The organism is Pseudomonas sp. (genome assembly GCF_050739775.1).
GTDB lineage: Bacteria > Pseudomonadota > Gammaproteobacteria > Pseudomonadales > Pseudomonadaceae > Aquipseudomonas.
The window spans coordinates 94,923-113,179 of the sequence record NZ_JBOICA010000008.1 but is presented as its reverse complement, the minus strand read 5'-3'; the positions used below and the strand labels follow the sequence as shown (position 1 = coordinate 113,179).

The 18,257-nt window shown below is 64.9% G+C and carries 20 protein-coding genes; all 20 read left to right on the top strand.

Going from position 1 to position 18,257, the window contains the following annotated elements; translation table 11 throughout:
• Positions 1-291 precede the first annotated feature (291 nt).
• Genes ACRESH_RS06615 through ACRESH_RS06520 form a run of 20 tightly spaced genes read left to right on the top strand, consistent with a single transcriptional unit; the run spans position 292 to position 18,254 of the window.
• On the top strand, positions 292-1,008 hold the full coding sequence (locus ACRESH_RS06615) for a beta-ketoacyl synthase chain length factor (RefSeq protein WP_431741210.1): 717 nt from the start codon (positions 292-294) through the stop codon (positions 1,006-1,008).
• Complete coding sequence (locus tag ACRESH_RS06610) at positions 984-1,796, top strand: lysophospholipid acyltransferase family protein (protein ID WP_431741209.1); 813 nt, start codon at positions 984-986, stop codon at positions 1,794-1,796. Before ACRESH_RS06615 ends, ACRESH_RS06610 begins: the two co-directional genes overlap by 25 nt.
• Positions 1,771-2,043, top strand: coding sequence for a phosphopantetheine-binding protein (locus ACRESH_RS06605; RefSeq protein ID WP_431741208.1), 273 nt, complete (start codon positions 1,771-1,773; stop codon positions 2,041-2,043). Before ACRESH_RS06610 ends, ACRESH_RS06605 begins: the two co-directional genes overlap by 26 nt.
• A gap of 9 nt (positions 2,044-2,052) precedes the next feature.
• Positions 2,053-2,307, top strand: a complete 255-nt coding sequence (locus ACRESH_RS06600; RefSeq protein WP_431741207.1) for an acyl carrier protein — start codon at positions 2,053-2,055, stop codon at positions 2,305-2,307.
• Positions 2,304-2,849: a hypothetical protein gene (locus ACRESH_RS06595; RefSeq protein ID WP_431741206.1), complete on the top strand. Its 546-nt coding sequence runs from the start codon at positions 2,304-2,306 to the stop codon at positions 2,847-2,849. Before ACRESH_RS06600 ends, ACRESH_RS06595 begins: the two co-directional genes overlap by 4 nt.
• Complete coding sequence (locus ACRESH_RS06590; protein ID WP_431741205.1) at positions 2,846-4,519, top strand: AMP-binding protein; 1,674 nt, start codon at positions 2,846-2,848, stop codon at positions 4,517-4,519. The genes ACRESH_RS06595 and ACRESH_RS06590 overlap by 4 nt, the downstream gene beginning before the upstream one ends.
• Positions 4,512-5,246, top strand: coding sequence for a glycosyltransferase family 2 protein (locus ACRESH_RS06585; protein ID WP_431741204.1), 735 nt, complete (start codon positions 4,512-4,514; stop codon positions 5,244-5,246). The genes ACRESH_RS06590 and ACRESH_RS06585 overlap by 8 nt, the downstream gene beginning before the upstream one ends.
• Entirely contained in the window at positions 5,243-6,181 is a 939-nt protein-coding gene (locus ACRESH_RS06580) for a glycosyl transferase (protein WP_431741203.1), read from the top strand. The genes ACRESH_RS06585 and ACRESH_RS06580 overlap by 4 nt, the downstream gene beginning before the upstream one ends.
• A complete protein-coding gene (locus ACRESH_RS06575; protein WP_431741202.1) occupies positions 6,162-7,706 on the top strand; it encodes an HAL/PAL/TAL family ammonia-lyase in 1,545 nt (514 codons plus the stop codon). The genes ACRESH_RS06580 and ACRESH_RS06575 overlap by 20 nt, the downstream gene beginning before the upstream one ends.
• The gene (locus ACRESH_RS06570; RefSeq protein ID WP_431741201.1) at positions 7,699-8,124 is read left to right on the top strand and encodes an acyl-CoA thioesterase; all 426 of its coding nucleotides are present in this window, start codon (positions 7,699-7,701) and stop codon (positions 8,122-8,124) included. Before ACRESH_RS06575 ends, ACRESH_RS06570 begins: the two co-directional genes overlap by 8 nt.
• Positions 8,121-8,723, top strand: a complete 603-nt coding sequence (locus tag ACRESH_RS06565) for an outer membrane lipoprotein carrier protein LolA (protein ID WP_431741200.1) — start codon at positions 8,121-8,123, stop codon at positions 8,721-8,723. Before ACRESH_RS06570 ends, ACRESH_RS06565 begins: the two co-directional genes overlap by 4 nt.
• Positions 8,713-11,031, top strand: a complete 2,319-nt coding sequence (locus ACRESH_RS06560) for an MMPL family transporter (protein WP_431741199.1) — start codon at positions 8,713-8,715, stop codon at positions 11,029-11,031. The genes ACRESH_RS06565 and ACRESH_RS06560 overlap by 11 nt, the downstream gene beginning before the upstream one ends.
• Positions 11,028-12,188 (top strand): sodium:proton antiporter, encoded by a 1,161-nt coding sequence (locus tag ACRESH_RS06555; RefSeq protein WP_431741198.1) that lies wholly within the window; start codon positions 11,028-11,030, stop codon positions 12,186-12,188. Before ACRESH_RS06560 ends, ACRESH_RS06555 begins: the two co-directional genes overlap by 4 nt.
• The gene (locus ACRESH_RS06550; protein WP_431741197.1) at positions 12,175-13,422 is read left to right on the top strand and encodes an NAD(P)/FAD-dependent oxidoreductase; all 1,248 of its coding nucleotides are present in this window, start codon (positions 12,175-12,177) and stop codon (positions 13,420-13,422) included. The genes ACRESH_RS06555 and ACRESH_RS06550 overlap by 14 nt, the downstream gene beginning before the upstream one ends.
• Positions 13,419-14,162 carry a class I SAM-dependent methyltransferase gene (locus ACRESH_RS06545; protein ID WP_431741196.1) on the top strand — a complete coding sequence of 248 codons (744 nt, stop codon included), beginning with the start codon at positions 13,419-13,421 and terminating at the stop codon, positions 14,160-14,162. The genes ACRESH_RS06550 and ACRESH_RS06545 overlap by 4 nt, the downstream gene beginning before the upstream one ends.
• The gene (locus ACRESH_RS06540) at positions 14,159-14,644 is read left to right on the top strand and encodes a hypothetical protein (protein ID WP_431741195.1); all 486 of its coding nucleotides are present in this window, start codon (positions 14,159-14,161) and stop codon (positions 14,642-14,644) included. Before ACRESH_RS06545 ends, ACRESH_RS06540 begins: the two co-directional genes overlap by 4 nt.
• Positions 14,641-15,840 (top strand): beta-ketoacyl-[acyl-carrier-protein] synthase family protein, encoded by a 1,200-nt coding sequence (locus tag ACRESH_RS06535; protein WP_431741194.1) that lies wholly within the window; start codon positions 14,641-14,643, stop codon positions 15,838-15,840. The genes ACRESH_RS06540 and ACRESH_RS06535 overlap by 4 nt, the downstream gene beginning before the upstream one ends.
• Positions 15,837-16,307, top strand: a complete 471-nt coding sequence (locus ACRESH_RS06530; protein ID WP_431741193.1) for a 3-hydroxylacyl-ACP dehydratase — start codon at positions 15,837-15,839, stop codon at positions 16,305-16,307. The genes ACRESH_RS06535 and ACRESH_RS06530 overlap by 4 nt, the downstream gene beginning before the upstream one ends.
• Positions 16,300-17,028 carry a 3-oxoacyl-ACP reductase FabG gene (gene fabG, locus ACRESH_RS06525; protein WP_431741192.1) on the top strand — a complete coding sequence of 243 codons (729 nt, stop codon included), beginning with the start codon at positions 16,300-16,302 and terminating at the stop codon, positions 17,026-17,028. Before ACRESH_RS06530 ends, fabG begins: the two co-directional genes overlap by 8 nt.
• Positions 17,028-18,254 (top strand): beta-ketoacyl-ACP synthase, encoded by a 1,227-nt coding sequence (locus tag ACRESH_RS06520; RefSeq protein WP_431741191.1) that lies wholly within the window; start codon positions 17,028-17,030, stop codon positions 18,252-18,254. The genes fabG and ACRESH_RS06520 overlap by 1 nt, the downstream gene beginning before the upstream one ends.
• The last annotated feature ends 3 nt before the right edge of the window (positions 18,255-18,257 follow it).

Genomic DNA, 18,257 nt, shown 5'->3' with positions numbered 1-18,257 from the left:
ACCGAGTATGTGGGGCCGGACACGGCTTGACCAGCACCGTCTGGCTCAAGTTGACCAGGAATCGACCGACAACTGATTACCGCCGTTTGTCGGGGAAATATCAGGCCAGTCTCACAAAGCAGGCCCAATGAGGTCATTAACAGGCTGGGGTTTCTGTAACCAGTATTTGCTACACGCCCGCGTCACCGGGATAATGCGCGCCACTCGGCGATTGCGCCACACCCCTGACAGGTCGTTAGTTCCGAGTTACACCCTCGGCAAGGAAGTCCCTCAGGGCGGGAAACAAACATCGTGATCACCTTCAATATCAGCCAGTGGCGAGCATGGGCGCCGGGCCTGCAGACGACTGCCGCCTGGCAGCGCTGGAGCCAGACGGGCCAAGCCTTCGAGCCAAGCGATCAGGCGCCGGATGTGTCCTTTCTACCCGCCATGCAGCGTCGCCGCCTGAGCCACCTGGCACGCATGGCCTTCGCCGTGGGCTGGCCACTGGCCGATGGGCGACAGGACCTGCCGTTGGTGTTCGTCTCCCGCCACGGCGAGACCCCGCGTACATTCGACATCCTCAGCGACCTGGCCAACCAAGAGCCACTGTCACCCACCCAGTTCAGCCTCTCGGTGCATAACGCCATCATCGGCCTGTGGTCGATCATGCGCGCAGAAACCAGCGAAATGACCGCCCTGGCCGCTGCCGGGGACGGCTTCGAGCAGGGCGTGCTGGAGGCTGCCGGCCTGCTGCACGATGGCGCCCCGGCGGTCCTGTTGATCATCGCCGAGGAACAACCGCCCGCCGCCTATCGCGACTGGGTTGAAGACGTGCCTTTTGCCTACGCCCTGGGGTTGTTGCTGACCCCCGGCGACCAGTGGACGTTGAGCCTGGGCGAGGGTCCTGGCCCGGCAACCGCTGGCGAACCGCACGCCCTGAGCTGGTTGCGCAGCCTGCTCACTGAGCACACCACCTGTACCCACACCTGGAAGAGCCGTACATGGACCTGGCAACACAAGCCTTGAGCCGAGCAAAGGACGCCTATCACTGGCGCCTGTTGGCCACCGCCGCCAGTTTCTTCCTGTTCGGCGTCGGCGGCCTGTGCCTGCAGTTGCTGGTGTTCCCGCTGCTGGCCTGCCTGCCCGGCGACAGCGCCCGTCACCGGCAACGGGCCCGGCACACTATCAGTTGGCTGTTCTGGCGCTTCATTCGCTTCATGTACTGCAGCGGTGTGCTGACCTATGAGGTGCGTGGCGCGGAAAAGCTCGGTCGTCCCGGGCAGATGATCATTGCCAACCACCCGTCGCTGATTGACGTGGTGTTTCTCATCGGCCTGGTGCGCCAGGCCAACTGCGTGGTCAAGCAGAGCCTGTTCCACAACCCCTTTACCCGCGGCCCGGTGAGTTCGGCGCAGTACATCAGCAACGACGGCAGCCTGGACATGCTCGACACTGCGGTGGACGCCCTGCGCAGCGGCCAGACCCTGATCATCTTCCCCGAAGGTACCCGCACGCCACCCGACCAGGTGCCGGCCTTTCATCGCGGCGCCGCCGCAATTGCCCTGCGCGGTGCGAAGATCATCACGCCGGTGACCATCAGGGTCAGCCCCACCACCCTGACCAAGGCCGAACCCTGGTACCGCATCCCCCGGCGCCGGGTGCACTTCAGCTTGCAGGTCGGCGACGATATCGACCCCCAGGCCTTCGCCACCCAGGGCCCCGCGCCCCAGGCCTCGCGCAAACTCAACGATTACCTGCACCAGTACTTCACCAAGGAGCTCGCCACAGATGAGCGTTCCACAGCAAGACCTTAACCGCGACATCAAACTGTTGATCATCGAGGCCCTGGGCCTGGAAGACATCAGCGCCGAGGACATCGGCGACGAGCAGACCCTGTTCGGCGAGGGCCTTGGCCTGGATTCGGTGGACGCCCTCGAACTCGGCTTGGCGATTCAGAAGAAGTACGGCATCAAGATCGACGCCGACGCCAAGGACACCCGCAACCATTTCACCAGCGTGGCCAGCCTTGCGGCTTTCGTCACCGCTAAACAGGCAGCCTGAGACAGCACCATGCAAACCCGCGAAGACATCTTCAACACCCTGCGCGACGCGCTGGTCGAACTGTTCGAACTGGACCCGGCCAACATCAGCCTGGAGTCGAACCTGTACCAGGACCTGGAGATCGACAGCATCGACGCTGTCGACCTGATCGATCACATCAAACGCCAGACCGGCAAAAAAATCGCCGCCGACGAGTTCAAGGCGGTGCGCACCGTCAATGACGTGGTCGAGGCCGTGTATCGCCTGGTCAACAGCGCGGCATGAAACGCCTGATTGGCCTGGGCCTGGTCGTGGCCGGTCTGCTGTACCCCTTTGCGGTGTATTTCGGCATGGCCCATTTTGCCCCCTGGCAGTTCGGCCTGCTGCTCGGTGCGCTGTGGCTGGCGCGCGCGCTGAGTGAGCCGCGGCGGCCCGGCGGCCACTGGATGGCCGTGGCAGCGATCGCCTTCTGCGCGCTGCTGGCGCTGTTCAACAACCCGCAGCTGCTGCGTTGGTACCCGGTGCTGATCAGTGCCTTCATGCTGGGCCTGTTCGGTCTGAGCCTGAAGTTCGGCCCGCCGATGGCAGAGCGTCTGGCGCGGCTGCGCGAGCCGGAGCTGCCGGAGATGGCGGTCCATTACACGCGCCAGGTGACCAAGGCCTGGAGCCTGTTTTTCCTGGCCAACGGCCTGGTCGCCGCCGCGCTGACCCTGTGGGCGCCACTGCGCTGGTGGACCCTGTACAACGGCCTGATCGCCTACGGCTTGATGGGCCTGCTGTTTGCCATTGAATGGCTGATAAGACAACACGTACGAGGACGCTCATGAAATGGATAAACCTTGAGCAGCTACTGCACCCCGACAGCGCTCCACGCCCGGTAACCCTGGCCCCGGCACTGGACCACGGCGAGCTCTGCCAGCAGGCCCTGCAACTGGCCGCCGGCCTGCAGCGTCGCGGTGTACAGCGCCTGGCCGTGCACCTGAACGATGCCGCGTTGCTGGCCATCGCCCTGCTCGGCGCCTGGCGCGCCGGCGTACAGGTGCTGCTGCCCGCGGACCTGCAAGCGCAAACCCGCCAACGTTGGCAAGGCGAGGTCGACCTGTGGATCAGCGAGCAGGACCAGCCACTCGAGGCGTTGTTCGACACCGCGCTGGCCGCCGCCGACCTCGACCTCGACAATTGCCGCCTGAGCCTGTGCACCTCCGGCTCCAGCGGCGAACCCAAGCGCATCGACAAACAGCTGCGCCAGCTGGCCAACGAAGTGCAGGCGCTGGAGCAACTGTGGGGCGCTGAACTGGACAACGCCTGCATCATCGGCAGTGTCGCCACCCAGCATATCTACGGCCTGCTGTTCCGCGTGCTCTGGCCCTTGTGCGCCGGACGTCCGTTCCTGCGCCAGCAGTTGCCGTTCCCCGAGGACCTGCAACGGGCCAGCCGTGAACACCCGGCCTTTGCCTGGGTCGCCAGCCCGGCCTTGCTCAAGCGCATGGGCGATAACCTCGACTGGCCGGCGCTGAGCCGGGTGCGACGGGTGTTTTCCTCGGGTGGCGAGTTGCCCGCAAATGCAGCCCAGGCCTTGCACCAGCGCCTGCAGCAATGGCCGACGGAAATCCTCGGCAGCTCGGAAACCGGTGGTATCGCCTGGCGCCAGGGCGACAACCTGTGGCAACCCTTCGCCCAGGTGCAACTGAGCCAGAATGCCGCAGGCGCACTGCGCATCGCGTCGCCGTACCTGCCGGTGGGCCATGTCGAGCAAAGTGCCGATGCGGTGGAATTTGCCGACGACGGTCGTTTCCGCCTGCTCGGACGCCTGGACCGTATCGTCAAGCTAGAAGAAAAACGTATCTCCCTACCAATGCTGGAAAAGGCCCTGCTCGATCATCCCTGGGTCGAGGACGCGCGCCTGGCGGTGGTCCAGGAAAACCGCGCCTCCCTCGGTGCCCTGCTGGTGCTCAGCGCCAGCGGCATGCATGCCTTGCGCAACCAGGGCCGGCGCGCCATCACCGAAGGCTTGCGCACTCACCTGGGCCAGCATTGCGAAGCCCTGGCCCTGCCGCGACGCTGGCGCTTGCTGCGTCAGTTGCCGTTCAACGCTCAAGGCAAATTGCCCCAGGCCGACGTCGAAGCCTTGTTGCTCGCACCGCGCCCGACAGGCCCGGAGGTCATCAGCCAGGCGCGAAAAGACGCCGAACTGCATCTGCACCTGGCCGTCTCGGCGGACCTGGCCTACTTCAATGGTCACTTTCCACAGACCCCGGTACTGCCGGGTGTTGTCCAAGTCGACTGGGCCATCGAACTGGGCCAGGCCCTGCTCGATCAGCCGCGGCGTTTCGCCGGCATGGAAGTGCTGAAATTCCAGCAACTGGTACGCCCCGGTGACCCGCTGCAACTGAGCCTGCGTTTCGATGCCGAACGCGGCAAACTCTACTTCACCTACAGCAATGCCGGGGCGCCCTGCTCCAGCGGCCGCATTGTGCTGGAGACTATCGGTGCATAAGCCTTGTGCAGTAATCCCGGTCTACAACCATGAGCTGGCCGTGCCGGCAGTGGTCGCCGACCTGCTCAAGGCCGGCCTGCCCTGTGTGCTGGTGGACGATGCCAGCAGCCCGGCCTGCGCTGCCGTGTTGCGGCAACTGGCCGAGCAGGAACAGGTGTTTCTGGTCCAGCTGGCACTCAACCAGGGCAAAGGCGGCGCGGTCATGGCCGGCCTGCGCGAAGCCGCACGCCTGGGTTTCAGCCATGCCCTGCAGGTGGACGCCGATGGCCAGCATGACCTGGCCGATGTCAGCCGTTTTCTGGAACAGTCTCGCGCCTATCCCCAGGCGCTGATCTGTGGTTATCCACAATACGACGCCAGTGTGCCCAAGGGCCGTCTGTATGCCCGCTACCTGACGCACGTCTGGGTGTGGATCAACAGCCTGTCGTTGCAGATTCCCGACTCCATGTGCGGTTTCCGGGTCTACCCGCTGCCGCCGACCCTGGCCCTGATCGACGCGGTCAAGCTGGGCAAGCGCATGGACTTCGACCCCGAAATCCTCGTGCGCCTGGCCTGGCGCAACCAGCCGATGCGCTGGCTGGCGACCCGAGTGCATTACCCCCAGGACGGCCTGTCGCACTTTCGCCTGATCCACGACAACGCCCTGATCTCGAAGATGCACACCAAGCTGTTCTTCGGCATGTTGCTGCGCGCCCCGGCGATCCTCTGGCGGCGGTGGCAAGCATGAACAGCCGCGAACAACACTGGGCAAGCCATGAGGAGCGCGGCAGTTTCTGGCTGATGAAACTGACCGCGTCTGGCGTCAAACTGCTCGGCCGACGCCTGCTCAGCCCCCTGCTCTACGGCATCGTCCTGTACTTCTTCCTGTTTGGCCGCAAGGCCCGGCACAGTGCCTGGGAGTACCAGCAACGCCTGGCCGACTGGAGTGGCCAGGCGACCTTGCGCCCCAGCCACTGGAAGGTGTTCGGCCAGTTCATGGCCTTTGCCGATGCCCTGCTGGACAAACTTGACGTGTGGAACGGCAAGCTGCGCCTGGAGCAGATCGAGATCGTCGATCCAGGGCACTTGCACACCCAGCTGCGCGCCGAGCGCGGGCAGATGCTGGTCGGTGCACACCTGGGCAACCTCGAAGTCTGCCGCGCCCTGGCCGAGCTGGGCGAACAGGTGACCATGAACGTGCTGGTACACACCAAGCACGCCGAGCGCTTCAATCGCCTGCTCGGTGAGTCCGGGGCGAGCAACCTGCGGTTGATCCAGGTCAGCGAACTGGACCCGGCGATCATGCTGCAACTGAGCCAGCGCCTGGACCGCGGCGAGTGGCTGGCAATCGCCGGCGACCGTGTGCCGCTGCATGGCGCACGCACGGTCGAGGTGGATTTCCTTGGCCACCGGGCCGCTTTCCCGCAAGGTCCCTGGCTACTGGCCGGCCTGCTCAAGTGCCCGCTCAACCTGTTCTTCTGCCTCAAGCAGCAGGGCCGCTACCAGGTGATCCTCGAACCGTTCGCCGCGGCCATCGAATGGCGCCGCGGCCAGCGCGACCAGGTGATCGCCGACTGGGCCGGACGCTACGCCGAACGCCTGGGCCACTATTGCCTGCAAGCGCCGCAGCAATGGTTCAATTTCTACCCTTTCTGGAAGACCGATGACGATGCATCCGCATAAGCCAGTAACCTTCGGCGAGTCGCCGCTTTCTATCGAAGACGTCCTCGCCCTGGCCAACCACCAGGCCGAAACCCGTCTGCAAGACGATGAACAGTACCGTGCGCGCATTGCCCGTGGCGCGCAGTTCCTCGACTCGTTGCTGGACAAGGAAGGGGTGATCTACGGCGTGACCACCGGCTACGGCGACTCCTGCGTCGTAGCAGTGCCACTGGAACATGTCGAAGCCCTGCCCAGGCACCTGTACACCTTCCACGGCTGCGGGCTGGGCCAGTTGCTCGATGCACCGGCGACCCGCGCGGTATTGGCCGCGCGCTTGCAGTCGCTGTGCCACGGCGTCTCCGGCGTACGTGTCGAACTGCTGGAGCGCCTGCAGGCGTTCCTCGCCCACGACATCCTGCCACTGATTCCCCAGGAGGGTTCGGTCGGCGCCAGTGGTGACCTGACACCGCTGTCCTATGTTGCCGCAACGCTCTCGGGTGAACGTGAAGTGATATACCGCGGCGAGCGCCGCCAGTCTGCCGATGTACACCGCGAACTGGGCTGGCATCCGCTGGTGCTGCGGCCCAAGGAAGCCCTGGCGCTGATGAACGGCACTGCGGTGATGACCGGTCTGGCGTGCCTGGCTTTTGCCCGCGCCGACTATTTGCTCAAGCTGGCCACACGCATTACCGCCCTCAACGTGGTCGCCCTGCAAGGCAATCCGGAACACTTCGACGAGCGCCTGTTTGCCGCCAAGCCGCATCCGGGGCAGATGCAGGTCGCCGCCTGGCTGCGCCAGGACCTGGCCATCGATGCACCGACCGCGCCGCTGCACCGCTTGCAGGATCGCTACTCGCTGCGCTGCGCCCCCCATGTGCTGGGGGTACTGGCCGACAGCCTGGGCTGGCTGCGCGGCTTCATCGAGACCGAACTGAACAGCGCCAACGACAACCCGATCATCGATGCCGAAGCCGAGCGTGTACTGCATGGCGGGCACTTCTATGGTGGGCACATCGCCTTCGCCATGGACAGCCTGAAGAACCTGGTGGCCAACGTCGCCGACCTGCTCGACCGCCAGCTCGCGCTGCTGGTCGACGTGCGTTACAACCACGGCCTGCCAAGCAACCTGTCGGGCGCCAGCGCCGAGCGGGCAATGCTCAACCACGGGTTCAAGGCGGTGCAGATCGGCGCCAGTGCCTGGACCGCCGAAGCCCTGAAGAACACCATGCCCGCCAGCGTGTTCTCGCGCTCCACCGAATGCCACAACCAGGACAAGGTCAGCATGGGCACCATCGCCGCCCGCGATGCCCTGCGGGTGCTGGAGCTGACCGAACAAGTCGCTGCCGCCACGCTGCTGGCCGCCAACCAGGGGGTCTGGCTGCGCAATCGTGAAGCGCATGCCCGCGACCTGCCACCGGCACTGGCGACCATGCACCGCGAATTGCTGGAAGACTTCGCCCCGGTCACCGAAGACCGCGCACTGGAAAGCGACCTGCGCCTGTGCCTGAGCCGTATCGCCGAACAACATTGGAGGCTGCATGCGTAGTCAGGGCGTTCTGCACCTCGACACCGAAGTACAGGTGCCCTTCTTCGATGTCGACAGCATGCTGGTGGTCTGGCACGGCCATTACGTCAAGTACCTGGAAGTGGCGCGTTGTGCGCTGCTCGACCGGCTCGAACACAACTACCTGCAAATGCAAGCCTCAGGCTATGCCTGGCCGGTGATCGACCTGCAACTGCGCTATATGCGCGGCGCCACCTTCGGCCAGCGTCTGAATGTGCGCGCCAGCCTGGTGGAGTGGGAGAACCGCCTGAAGATCAATTATCTGATCAGCGATGCCGCCACCGGCGAACGCATGACCCGCGCCAGTTCCGTGCAGGTCGCCGTGCACATCACCAGCGGCGAGATGCAACTGGCTTCGCCGCAGGTGATGCTCGATGCCGTGAACAAGGTGCTCAAATGAAGACGCTGTTGCGTGACCTGCTGTGCATCGGCCTGTTGCTCGGCTGTAACCTGGCCCAGGCATTTGGCCTGAATGACCTGCGCAAGCAACTGGGCGAGCCGGCAGTGATCAAGGGCCCGTTCATTCAGGAGAAACACCTGCGCGCCTTGCCGCAACCCTTGGTGAGCAAAGGCCAGTTCGTCCTGGCCCGCGACCATGGCTTGCTCTGGCTGCTGCAAACGCCACTGAAGCAGGACTACCGCCTCAACGCCCAGGGCATCGCCCGCCGCGATCCTGCAGGCTGGCAGATGCTGCCGGGCAAAAGCGCCGGGGCTGAGCAGAACCGCCTGTTCTTCGCCGTGCTGCAAGGTGACAGCAGTGGCCTTGAGCGTGATTTCGAGCTGAGCCTGCAAGGCGACGCCCAGCACTGGCAATTGCGCCTGACCCCACGTTCGCTGCTGCTCAAACAGGTGTTCAAACAGATCGATATCGACGGTGGACGCTTTGTCGAACGCATCCAGTTGCTGGAAACCCAGGGCGACAGCACGGTGTTGCGCATGTCATCAAGCACCGGCGCTAGCAACCTGAACGACACGGAGCGCCGCGATTTTGCCGAGTGAGCGTCTGTTGCCCCGGCTGTTCCTGCTGCTCCTGACCGGCGTCCTGGCCTTGGCCGGTTGGCAGTGGTATCGGGCCGCGCCCTTGTCTGCCGACCTGATGGTCCTGGTTCCCGGGGCCACCCAGGATCCGCTGGTGCAGCGCGCCGAGCAGCGCATGCAGGAGCCGCTGAACCGCGAAATGCTGGTGCTGGTCGGCCACCCACAGCGCGATCAGGCCATCGCCCTGGCCCAGCGCCTGGGTGAACAATGGCAGGCCAGCGGTTTGTTCGAAAAGGTCCAATGGAGCCTGCAGACCGATCTGCAGGCCCTGCGCGAGCAGTTGCTGCGGGGTCGCCTGGCGATGCTCTCGCGCGCTGATCGCAACAGCCTGGTCGACAACCCGCAAGGCTTTATCGAACAACGCGTGCAAAGCCTCTACGACCCCTTTTCCGGCTTCAGCCTGGTACCCAGCCAGGACGACTGGCTAGGCCTGACCGGGCGCATCCAGAACAGCCAGCCACGCCCCGCCGCGGTGCAGTTGGACACCGCCAGCGGCGCGCTGGTAGCTGAAGCTGATGGGCAGAACTGGGTGCTGCTGCGCACCCGCACCCTGGGCAACGCCTTCGATATGCAGCTACCTCTGCAGGTCGCCGACCTGCTCGCCAGCAGCCAGGTCGAAGCCGGACAGAGTGGCGCCCGCTTGCTGGCCGCCAGCGGCCTGCTGTACGCCGCCAATGGCCAGCGCCAGGCCAGCCAGGAAATCACCTGGGTCGGCGGCGGTGCCACGGTCGGCATCCTGTTGTTGTTGCTGTTGGCGTTCCGGCGCCTGCGCGTGCTCCTGGCTTTCGTCCCGGTGCTGGTCGGCATGCTGTTCGGCGCGGTGGCCTGCGTGGCGCTGTTCGGCCAGATGCATGTCATGACCCTGGTGCTGGGTTCAAGCCTGATCGGCGTGGCCGTGGACTACCCGCTGCACTACCTGTCAAAGAGCTGGAGCCTGCGTCCCTGGCACAGCTGGCCGGCTGTGCGGTTGACCCTGCCGGGCCTGAGCCTGAGCCTGGCTACCAGTTGCATCGGCTATCTGGCCCTGGCCTTTACGCCCTTCCCGGCGCTGACCCAGATTGCCGCCTTCTCCGCCGCCGGGCTGATTGGCGCCTACCTCAGTGCCGTGTGCCTGCTGCCGGCGCTGCTCAAGGACATTGACCTGCAACCGGCGCAATGGCCGCTGCAGGTTGCCCAATGGTTGATCGACCTGCGCCAGAAACTGCTGAGCAAGGTTTCCAGCCCGGTGTTGCTCGGCCTGCTGATCCTGTTCTGCGCCGTTGGCTTGTGGCAGCTGGACAGCCGCAACGATATCCGCCAGTGGGTTGGCAGCCCGCCGCAGCTGCTCGAAGAGGCCCGGGCCGTAGCACGCATTACCGGTTACCAACCCACCAGCCAGTTCTACCTGGTGCGCGGGGCCGACCAGCCGCAACTGCTGGAGCGCCTGCAAGCGCTAAGCTCACGCCTGGACGAACTGGTCGAAACCGACAAGCTCAAGGGTTACATGGCACTCAACCAGCTCGTCGCCAGCCCGGGCGAGCAGCAACAGCTGCGCGAGGCGCTGGGCAAACTGCCTGAGCACTGGCAACCGCTGTTGGCCCTGGGCGTGCCGCACAGCGCACTGCAGGCGGAATTGACGCAACTGCAGGCGCTACCGGCCCTGGACATCGATCACGCCCTCCGCGGCCCGCTGAGCGAGCCCTGGCGCACGTTGTGGCTGGGCGCCGACGCTCAAGGCGTGGCTGCTATCGTCAGCCTGCAAGGCTTGAATGATCCGGCCTTGCTGCGCTTGCAGGCCGATGACCTGGAAGGCGTGCAACTGGTGGATCGCCTCGGCGACCTGAACCGGGTGTTCGCCGCCACGCAGATCAGTGCCGCCGAACTGAAGCTGCTGTCCTGTGTGCTGATCGTGGTACTGCTGGTGCTGCCGTTCGGTCTCGGCGGGGCCCTGCGCATCGTCGCCCTGCCTCTGCTGGCGGCCTTGTGCAGCCTGGCCTGCCTCGGTTGGCTGGGCCAGCCGCTGACCCTGTTCAGCCTGTTCGGCCTGCTGCTGGTCACCGCCATCAGCGTCGACTACGCGATCCTCATGCACGAGCAGATCGGCGGCGCCGCCGTCAGCCTGCTCGGCACCCTGCTGGCGGCCACCACCACCTGGCTGTCGTTCGGCTTGCTGGCGGTGTCCAGCACGCCGGCTGTGAGCAATTTCGGTCTGGCCGTCAGCCTCGGCCTGGCGTTCAGTTTTGTCCTGGCGCCCTGGGCCGCCACTCGCCACAAGGAACAGTCGGCATGAGTATCGTTTTGTTCTGGGCCCTGGCTCTGCTGCTGTTCCTGATCGCCAGTGAACTGGGCCGGCGCCTGGGGCTAATCCCGATCGTCAGCCAATTATTGCTGGCCACCCTCGGCCTGCCGTTGTTGATGCTGTTCTGGGTCGAACCGCACTGGCAGCTCAGTGGCGCGGCGCTGGTCGCTCCGTCCTGGCTAAAAACCCTCTATGGCCTCAGTTTCGCTCTGCTGCTAGGGCACATCCTGTCCGATGTGGTGGCGCTGAAGTTCGACCGGCAAAGCCTGAAAATTGCCTTGCCGAGCTTTCTCGTGCCCTTCGCCTGTGGCCTGGCCTGCGGCGTGCTGTTGCTGCCCGAGCAGCCCTGGCTGACCTCGCTGGCACTGGGCCTGGTATTTGCCATCACCGCGATCCCGGTGCTCTACCTGTACCTGCGCAACATCGACTACCCACCCGCCGCAACCCGCCGATTGATGCAGTCGGCGATCCTCATCGACCTGGCCTGCTGGCTGCTGTTCGGCCTTGGCCAGGGCAGCCTGCAGCCGCTGAGCCTGGTACTGCCGCTGCTCGGCGCCTGCCTGCCGCTGCCACTCTATGCCCTGGGGATCCGCCGGCCCTGGGTGTACTGCCTGGGTTTCTTCGGTCTGTTGTTCGTCGCCGAGCACTACCGGCTCAATGCGCTGATCTTCGGCATCGGTTACCTGTGCTGCCTGGCCTGGCTCAAGTTACCGCTGCAACTGCCGTTATCAGCGCTGTGGATAAAACGCCTGCAGAACGGCGTGGCGATTCCGCTGATTCTGACCTTCGGCATCATCCAGATCGATATCCACAACGTCCTGCGCGGCTTCGACGCCCTGCAGCTCGCCGCCTTGCTGCTGTTGCCAATCCTCAGCAAGTTGCTGGGCAACTGGCTGGGCCTGAACTGGGCCACGCCGTCGTTCGTCGGCGCAAGCAAATGGCGAGAAAGCCTGCTGCTGAACATTCGCGGCTTGAGTGAAATCGTCTTCCTCAACCTGCTTTTGCAACAACAGCTGATCAGCCCGGCGCTGTACTTCGCCCTGATGCTGATGAGCCTGGTCGCCACGCTGATGCCAGCGTTGGCCGGCCTGCACCGGATTCCATTGAAGACTACCCAGACGGCAAGGAGGCCTTATGCCGAACACTGAACTGCAACAACGGCAGGTATTGATTATCGGCGCCGGCCCGTCCGGCGCCATCGCCGGCGCGCTGCTCAAGCGCCAGGGCCACGATGTGCTGATCATCGAGCGCCAGCGCTTCCCGCGTTTCTCCATTGGTGAAAGCCTGCTGTCGCACTGCATCGACTTCGTCGAAGAGGCCGGCATGCTCCCGGCGCTCGAAGCCGCGGGCTTCCAGTGCAAGAACGGTGCGGCCTTCGCCTGGGGCGAGGAATACAGCGCCTTCGACTTCGGTGACACCTTCAGCAAAGGCAAACCGACGACATTCCAGGTGCAGCGCGCCCGGTTCGACCAGTTGCTGGCCGACCAGGCTGCCGCCCAGGGCGTCGAGGTTCGCTACGAAGAAGAAATCATCGCCGTTGACGTTGAACGCCCGCGCCCGCAGGTGCGGGTACGCTGCCTGGACGGCAGCGAGTACAGCGTGGAAGTCGAGTTCCTCCTCGATGCCAGTGGTTACGGCCGTGTGCTGCCATGCCTGCTGGACCTGGAGGCACCATCGAACTTCCCGGTGCGCCAGGCGGTATTCACCCATATCGAAGACCGCATCGACCACCCGGGCTTCGACCGTGACAAGATCCTCATCACCACCCACCCCGAACACCGCGACATCTGGTTCTGGACCATCCCGTTCAGTGACGGGCGTTGCTCCCTGGGCGTAGTGGCTGGCGCCGAGCACTTTGCCCGCGCGCCACAGGATCTGGATGTCTGTCTGAAGCACTTCGTCGAGCAGACCCCGAGCCTGTCCAAGGTGCTAGCCAACGCCGTGTGGGACACCCCGGCGCGGGCCATTGGCGGCTACTCGGCCAACGTCAAGACCCTGCACGGCCCTGGTTTTGCCCTGCTGGGCAACGCCGCCGAATTCCTCGACCCGGTGTTCTCTTCCGGGGTGACCATTGCCATGCGCTCGGCGAGCATGGCCGCCGGCGTGCTGCACCGTCAGCTTCAGGGCGAAACGGTGGACTGGCAAAGCGAATTCGCCGAACCGCTCAAGCGCGGCGTGGACACCTTCCGCGCCTATGTCGAGGGTTGGTACAACGGCAGTTTCCAGGACGTGATCTACCACCCCGGTAGCTCACCGGAAATCCGCGCCATGATCAGCTCGATCCTCGCCGGCTATGCCTGGGACCAGCGCAACCCCTTCGTCAGCGAACCCCAGCGGCGCCTGCGCATGCTCGCTGAAGTCTGCGCAAGGACGGCAGCATGAGCCAGCAACCCTTCCTGAGCGACAGCTACGTCGAGGAAACCCGATTCGGCTTCTGGTTCCTGCGCAGCCACACCTGGCAGCACCATGTGTTGCGGGTGGCGATCAACGACCTGCGCCGCCTGTTCGACAACGAGCCGCCACGCGCGCCGGTGCTGCTCGATGCCGGCTGTGGCCAGGGCAAGTCGTTCCAGTATCTGCAGCAGGTGTTCGGCCCCAGCCAATTGCTGGGCACCGATGCCGACCCGCACAGCCTCGAACTGAGCCAGGCCGAAGCTCGCCAGCAAGGCCTCAGCGTGGAGCTGCGCGGCAGTGACTGCGCGGCGTTGCAGTTTGCCGACAACAGCGTCGACATCCTTTTCTGCCACCAGACGTTTCATCATCTGGTCGAGCAGGAAAAGGCCCTGGCCGAGTTCTTTCGGGTGCTCAGGCCCGGGGGTTACCTGCTGTTCGCCGAGTCCACCGAAGCCTACATCGACACCTGGGTGATCCGCTGGTTGTTCCGTCACCCCATGCATGTGCAGAAGAGTGCCGCAGAGTACCTGCAGATGCTCCACGACCAGGGTTTCGAGTTCGGCACGCAGAATGTCTCCTACCCCTACCTGTGGTGGAGCCGTTCCAGCGACTTCGGCCTGCTCGAACGTTTCGGCCTGCGTAAGCCGCCGCCGGTCGGTCAGCGCGAAGAAACCCTGGTCAACGTGGTTGCCCGCAAACCCCTGAACCCAGTTGAGCCGAGTGCATGAAACGCCTGTTGCTGATCCTTGCCTTCGCCCTGCTGAGCGCCTGCGCCAGCCGTGCGCCGCTGCCCGAACAGCTGCCGCCGCTGCCCCTGCCGATGCAGCTGCACATCCAGCGTGTTCAGGCGGATCAGCGCCAGGACTGGTTGCTGGTGATCCAGCGTGAGGACGCCCGCCTGCGCTGGTCGCTGCTCGACCTGCTGGGTATTCCCCAGGCCCGGCAACTGCTCGACCAAGGTCAGTGGCAGGCTGATGGCCTGTTGCCACCCAATCCGGCAGCACGGGAACTATTCGCGGCCCTGTTGTTCGCCCTGACCCCCGGCGAGCAGCTGCAACAGCTCTATCCCGGCGCCCGCCAGCAGGGTCAGCAGCGCTGGCTGGCCAAGCGCTGGCGGGTCGACTACCGACAAACCGACGACTTCACCTTGAACCTGGGGCAGGGCCTGCGTTATCTAGTCAGCCCACTGCCCAGCGAGAGCACGCCATGACCGCTTTTCTCAATGCCCTGGGCCTGGTTTGCGCCCTGGGACGCGATCAGGCCGAAGTCACCCGCCACCTGTTTGCCGGGGATTGCTCCGGCATCCGCGAGGAAGACGGCTGGGTAGCGGATCGACGCCTGCCGGTGGCCGCGGTACCGGGCAAGCTGATCGACCTGCCAGGCGCATTGCACGCGCAGCACAGCCGCAACAACCAACTGCTGTACGAAGCCTGCCTGCAAATCGCGCCACAGATTGAACAGGCCATTGCCGAGCATGGCCGCAGCCGCATCGGCATCGTCCTGGGCACCAGCACCTCGGGTATCAGGGAGGCCAGCGAGGGCATCGCCCATTACCTGCGCACGCAACAGTTCCCGCCGAGCTACGACTATGCCCAACAGGAGCTCAGCGCCCCGGCCAATTTCCTCGCCGGCTGGCTGCAACTGAGCGGCCCGGCCTATGTCATTTCCACCGCCTGCACCTCCAGTGCCCGCGCCCTGATGAGCGCCCGCCGACTGCTCGACCTGGGCCTGTGCGATGCGGTGGTCTGCGGTGGCGTCGACAGCCTGTGCAAGCTGACCATCAACGGCTTCAGCGCCCTTGAAGCGGTCAGCGCACAGCGCTGCAATCCATTCTCGGCCAACCGCAACGGCATCAACATTGGCGAAGCCGCAGTGCTGTTCCTGATGACCCGCGAGGCCAACATCGAGGGCGCGAGCATTGCCCTGCTCGGCGCCGGCGCCAGTTCCGACGCGCACCACATCTCGGCCCCCGAACCCGCTGGCAAAGGTGCCTTGCAAGCCATGCGCAAGGCACTGGACAATGCACGCCTGCAACCTGGACAAATCGACTATCTGAACCTGCACGGCACTGCCACCCGCCACAACGACGCCATGGAAAGCCTGGCCGTGCACCAGTTGTTCGGCAGCCAGCTGGCCTGCTCGTCGAGCAAGCCCATGACCGGCCACACTCTGGGCGCAGCGGGTGCCCTGGAGGCAGCTTTCTGCTGGCTGAGCCTGGCCGCAGATAACCCGCAAGGGCGCCTGCCACCTCACGTCTGGGACGGCGCAGCCGACCCTGAGCTGCCGACCCTGAACCTGATCGATGACCGCCAGCGCCTGCCGGCTTCAGGCCCGCGGCGCCTGATGAGCAATTCGTTCGCCTTCGGTGGCAACAACGTCAGCCTGATTCTCGGAGACAGCCCATGATCACCTGGCCACTGGCCGAGCTGCTGCCGCATGCCGGCGACATGATCCTCATCGATCAGGTCGAATCGTTTGACCAGGAGCAGATCCACACCCACTTGACCGTGCGCCCCGGCGGCCTGTTCAATCGCGCCGATGGCAGCCTGCCGGCCTGGGTCGGCATCGAGCTGATGGCCCAGAGCGTCGCCGCCTATGCCGGTTGCCGCGCCCGCGAGCAGGGCCAGCCGGTGGCGCTGGGCTTTCTGCTCGGCACACGCAAGTTCGAATGCAATGTCGAGCACTTTCCCGCCGGCGCCCACCTGCGCATCCATGCCCAACGCTCGCTGGAAGACGACAACGGCATGGGTGTGTTCGAGTGTCACCTGCATGGCCCGGGCATTCATGCCATGGCCCGTTTGAATGTTTTTCGCCCGCCGCAGGCTGCCAGTTACCTGGCCGAAGCGGGCCCAGAGGAGTCCCTCCATGACTGATACCATCCTGGTCACCGGTTCCAGCCGAGGCATTGGCCGGGCCATCGCCCTGCGCCTGGCGCAGGCCGGTTTCGACCTGGTCCTGCACTGCCGTAGCGGCCGCACCGAGGCCGACGCTGTTGCAAACGAAGTCCGGAGCCTCGGCCAGCAAGCCCGTGTGCTGCAATTCGACGTTGCCGATCGCGCAGCTTGCGCGGCCGTCCTCACCGACGATGTCGAGAGCCATGGCGCCTACTACGGTGTGGTCTGCAATGCCGGCCTGACCCGCGACGGCGCCTTCCCGGCGCTGAGCGAGGACGACTGGGACCAGGTGCTGCGCACCAACCTCGATGGCTTCTACAACGTCCTGCACCCGCTGATGATGCCGATGATCCGCCGTCGCGCACCGGGCCGGATCGTCTGCATCACGTCGGTTTCGGGAATGATCGGCAACCGCGGCCAGGTCAACTACAGCGCCTCCAAGGCCGGCGTGATCGGCGCCGCCAAGGCCTTGGCCATCGAACTGGGCAAGCGCAAGATCACCGTCAACTGCGTCGCCCCCGGGCTGATTGACACGGCCATGCTCAATGAGCACGTGCCGGTCGAAGAACTGCTGAAGATGATCCCGGCCCAGCGCATGGGCACCCCGGAAGAAGTCGCTGGCGCGGTGAACTTCCTGATGTCGGCCGAAGCCGCCTACATCACCCGCCAGGTCCTGGCGGTCAACGGAGGCTTGTGCTGATGAAACGTGTGGTTGTCACCGGCATGGCCGGCATCACCTCGCTGGGCAGCGACTGGCAGACCATCGCCGGCAGCTTCGCCAGCAACCGTAGCGGTATCCGGCGCATGGCCGAATGGGACCGTTTCGAAGAACTGAACACGCGCCTGGCCGGTCCCATCGATGACTTCAAGGTCCCGGCCGGCTGGACCCGCAAACAGCTGCGCAGCATGGGCCGAGTGTCGCGCCTGGCCGTTGCCGCAGCGCAGAATGCCCTGCGCGATGCCGGCCTGCTCGACGATCCGTCGATCCGTGACGGACGCATGGGCGTGGCCTGCGGCTCGTCCACCGGCAGCACCGACGAGATCAAGGCCTTTGGCAACATGCTGCTCAACTCGGTGGCTGAGGGCCTCAATGCCAATTCTTATGTGCGCATGATGCCGCATACCACCGCGGCCAATATCAGCATCTTCTTCGGCTTGACCGGGCGCCTGATTCCGACGTCCAGCGCCTGCACCAGTGGCAGCCAGGGCATCGGCTATGCCTATGAGGCAATCAAGTTCGGCCGCCTGCCACTGATGCTCGCCGGCGGTGCCGAAGAGCTGTGCCCGACCGAGGCCATGGTCTTCGATGCGCTCTATGCCACCAGCCTGAAGAATGACGCCCCGCACAGCAGCCCGAGCCCCTACGACAGCGGCCGTGATGGCCTGGTGATCGGCGAAGGCGGCGGCATGCTGGTGCTGGAGGAGCTTGAGCACGCCCTGGCGCGCGGTGCACACATCCATGCCGAGATTGTCGGCTTCGGCAGCAACGCCGATGGCCAGCACACCACCCGTCCGGAACAGCTCACCATGCGCCGGGCCATGGAGCTTGCGCTGGAGGACGCCCACCTGGCCCCCGGCGCCATCGGTTATGTGAACGGTCACGGGACGGCCACCGAGCAGGGCGATATCGCCGAAACCCTGGCCACCAGCAGCCTGTTCGGCCCGCGCATGCCGATCAGCTCGCAAAAAAGTTTTCTCGGCCACACACTGGGTGCTTGCGGGGCGCTGGAGTCCTGGTTCAGCATCGAGATGATGAACAGTGACCGCTATGTGCACACCCTCAACCTGGCGCACATCGACCCGCGTTGCGGCGAGCTGGACTACCTGTGCGGCGAGTTCCGCAACATGAGCCACGAGTACGTGATGAACAACAACTTCGCCTTTGGCGGAGTCAACACCTCGCTGGTTTTCCGGCGCTGGACCTGAACC

Excerpts from the sequence above, each read along its gene's own strand:
- ACRESH_RS06570 (WP_431741201.1), top strand. The coding sequence starts at position 7,699 with ATGCGTAGTCAGGGCGTTCTGCACCTCGACACCGAAGTACAGGTGCCC.
- fabG (WP_431741192.1), top strand. The coding sequence starts at position 16,300 with ATGACTGATACCATCCTGGTCACCGGTTCCAGCCGAGGCATTGGCCGG.
- ACRESH_RS06580 (WP_431741203.1), top strand. The coding sequence starts at position 5,243 with ATGAACAGCCGCGAACAACACTGGGCAAGCCATGAGGAGCGCGGCAGT.
- ACRESH_RS06545 (WP_431741196.1), top strand. The coding sequence starts at position 13,419 with ATGAGCCAGCAACCCTTCCTGAGCGACAGCTACGTCGAGGAAACCCGA.
- ACRESH_RS06600 (WP_431741207.1), top strand. The coding sequence starts at position 2,053 with ATGCAAACCCGCGAAGACATCTTCAACACCCTGCGCGACGCGCTGGTC.
- ACRESH_RS06575 (WP_431741202.1), top strand. The coding sequence starts at position 6,162 with ATGACGATGCATCCGCATAAGCCAGTAACCTTCGGCGAGTCGCCGCTT.
- ACRESH_RS06595 (WP_431741206.1), top strand. The coding sequence starts at position 2,304 with ATGAAACGCCTGATTGGCCTGGGCCTGGTCGTGGCCGGTCTGCTGTAC.
- ACRESH_RS06555 (WP_431741198.1), top strand. The coding sequence starts at position 11,028 with ATGAGTATCGTTTTGTTCTGGGCCCTGGCTCTGCTGCTGTTCCTGATC.
- ACRESH_RS06520 (WP_431741191.1), top strand. The coding sequence starts at position 17,028 with ATGAAACGTGTGGTTGTCACCGGCATGGCCGGCATCACCTCGCTGGGC.
- ACRESH_RS06610 (WP_431741209.1), top strand. The coding sequence starts at position 984 with ATGGACCTGGCAACACAAGCCTTGAGCCGAGCAAAGGACGCCTATCAC.
- ACRESH_RS06605 (WP_431741208.1), top strand. The coding sequence starts at position 1,771 with ATGAGCGTTCCACAGCAAGACCTTAACCGCGACATCAAACTGTTGATC.
- ACRESH_RS06540 (WP_431741195.1), top strand. The coding sequence starts at position 14,159 with ATGAAACGCCTGTTGCTGATCCTTGCCTTCGCCCTGCTGAGCGCCTGC.
- ACRESH_RS06535 (WP_431741194.1), top strand. The coding sequence starts at position 14,641 with ATGACCGCTTTTCTCAATGCCCTGGGCCTGGTTTGCGCCCTGGGACGC.
- ACRESH_RS06590 (WP_431741205.1), top strand. The coding sequence starts at position 2,846 with ATGAAATGGATAAACCTTGAGCAGCTACTGCACCCCGACAGCGCTCCA.
- ACRESH_RS06550 (WP_431741197.1), top strand. The coding sequence starts at position 12,175 with ATGCCGAACACTGAACTGCAACAACGGCAGGTATTGATTATCGGCGCC.
- ACRESH_RS06565 (WP_431741200.1), top strand. The coding sequence starts at position 8,121 with ATGAAGACGCTGTTGCGTGACCTGCTGTGCATCGGCCTGTTGCTCGGC.
- ACRESH_RS06530 (WP_431741193.1), top strand. The coding sequence starts at position 15,837 with ATGATCACCTGGCCACTGGCCGAGCTGCTGCCGCATGCCGGCGACATG.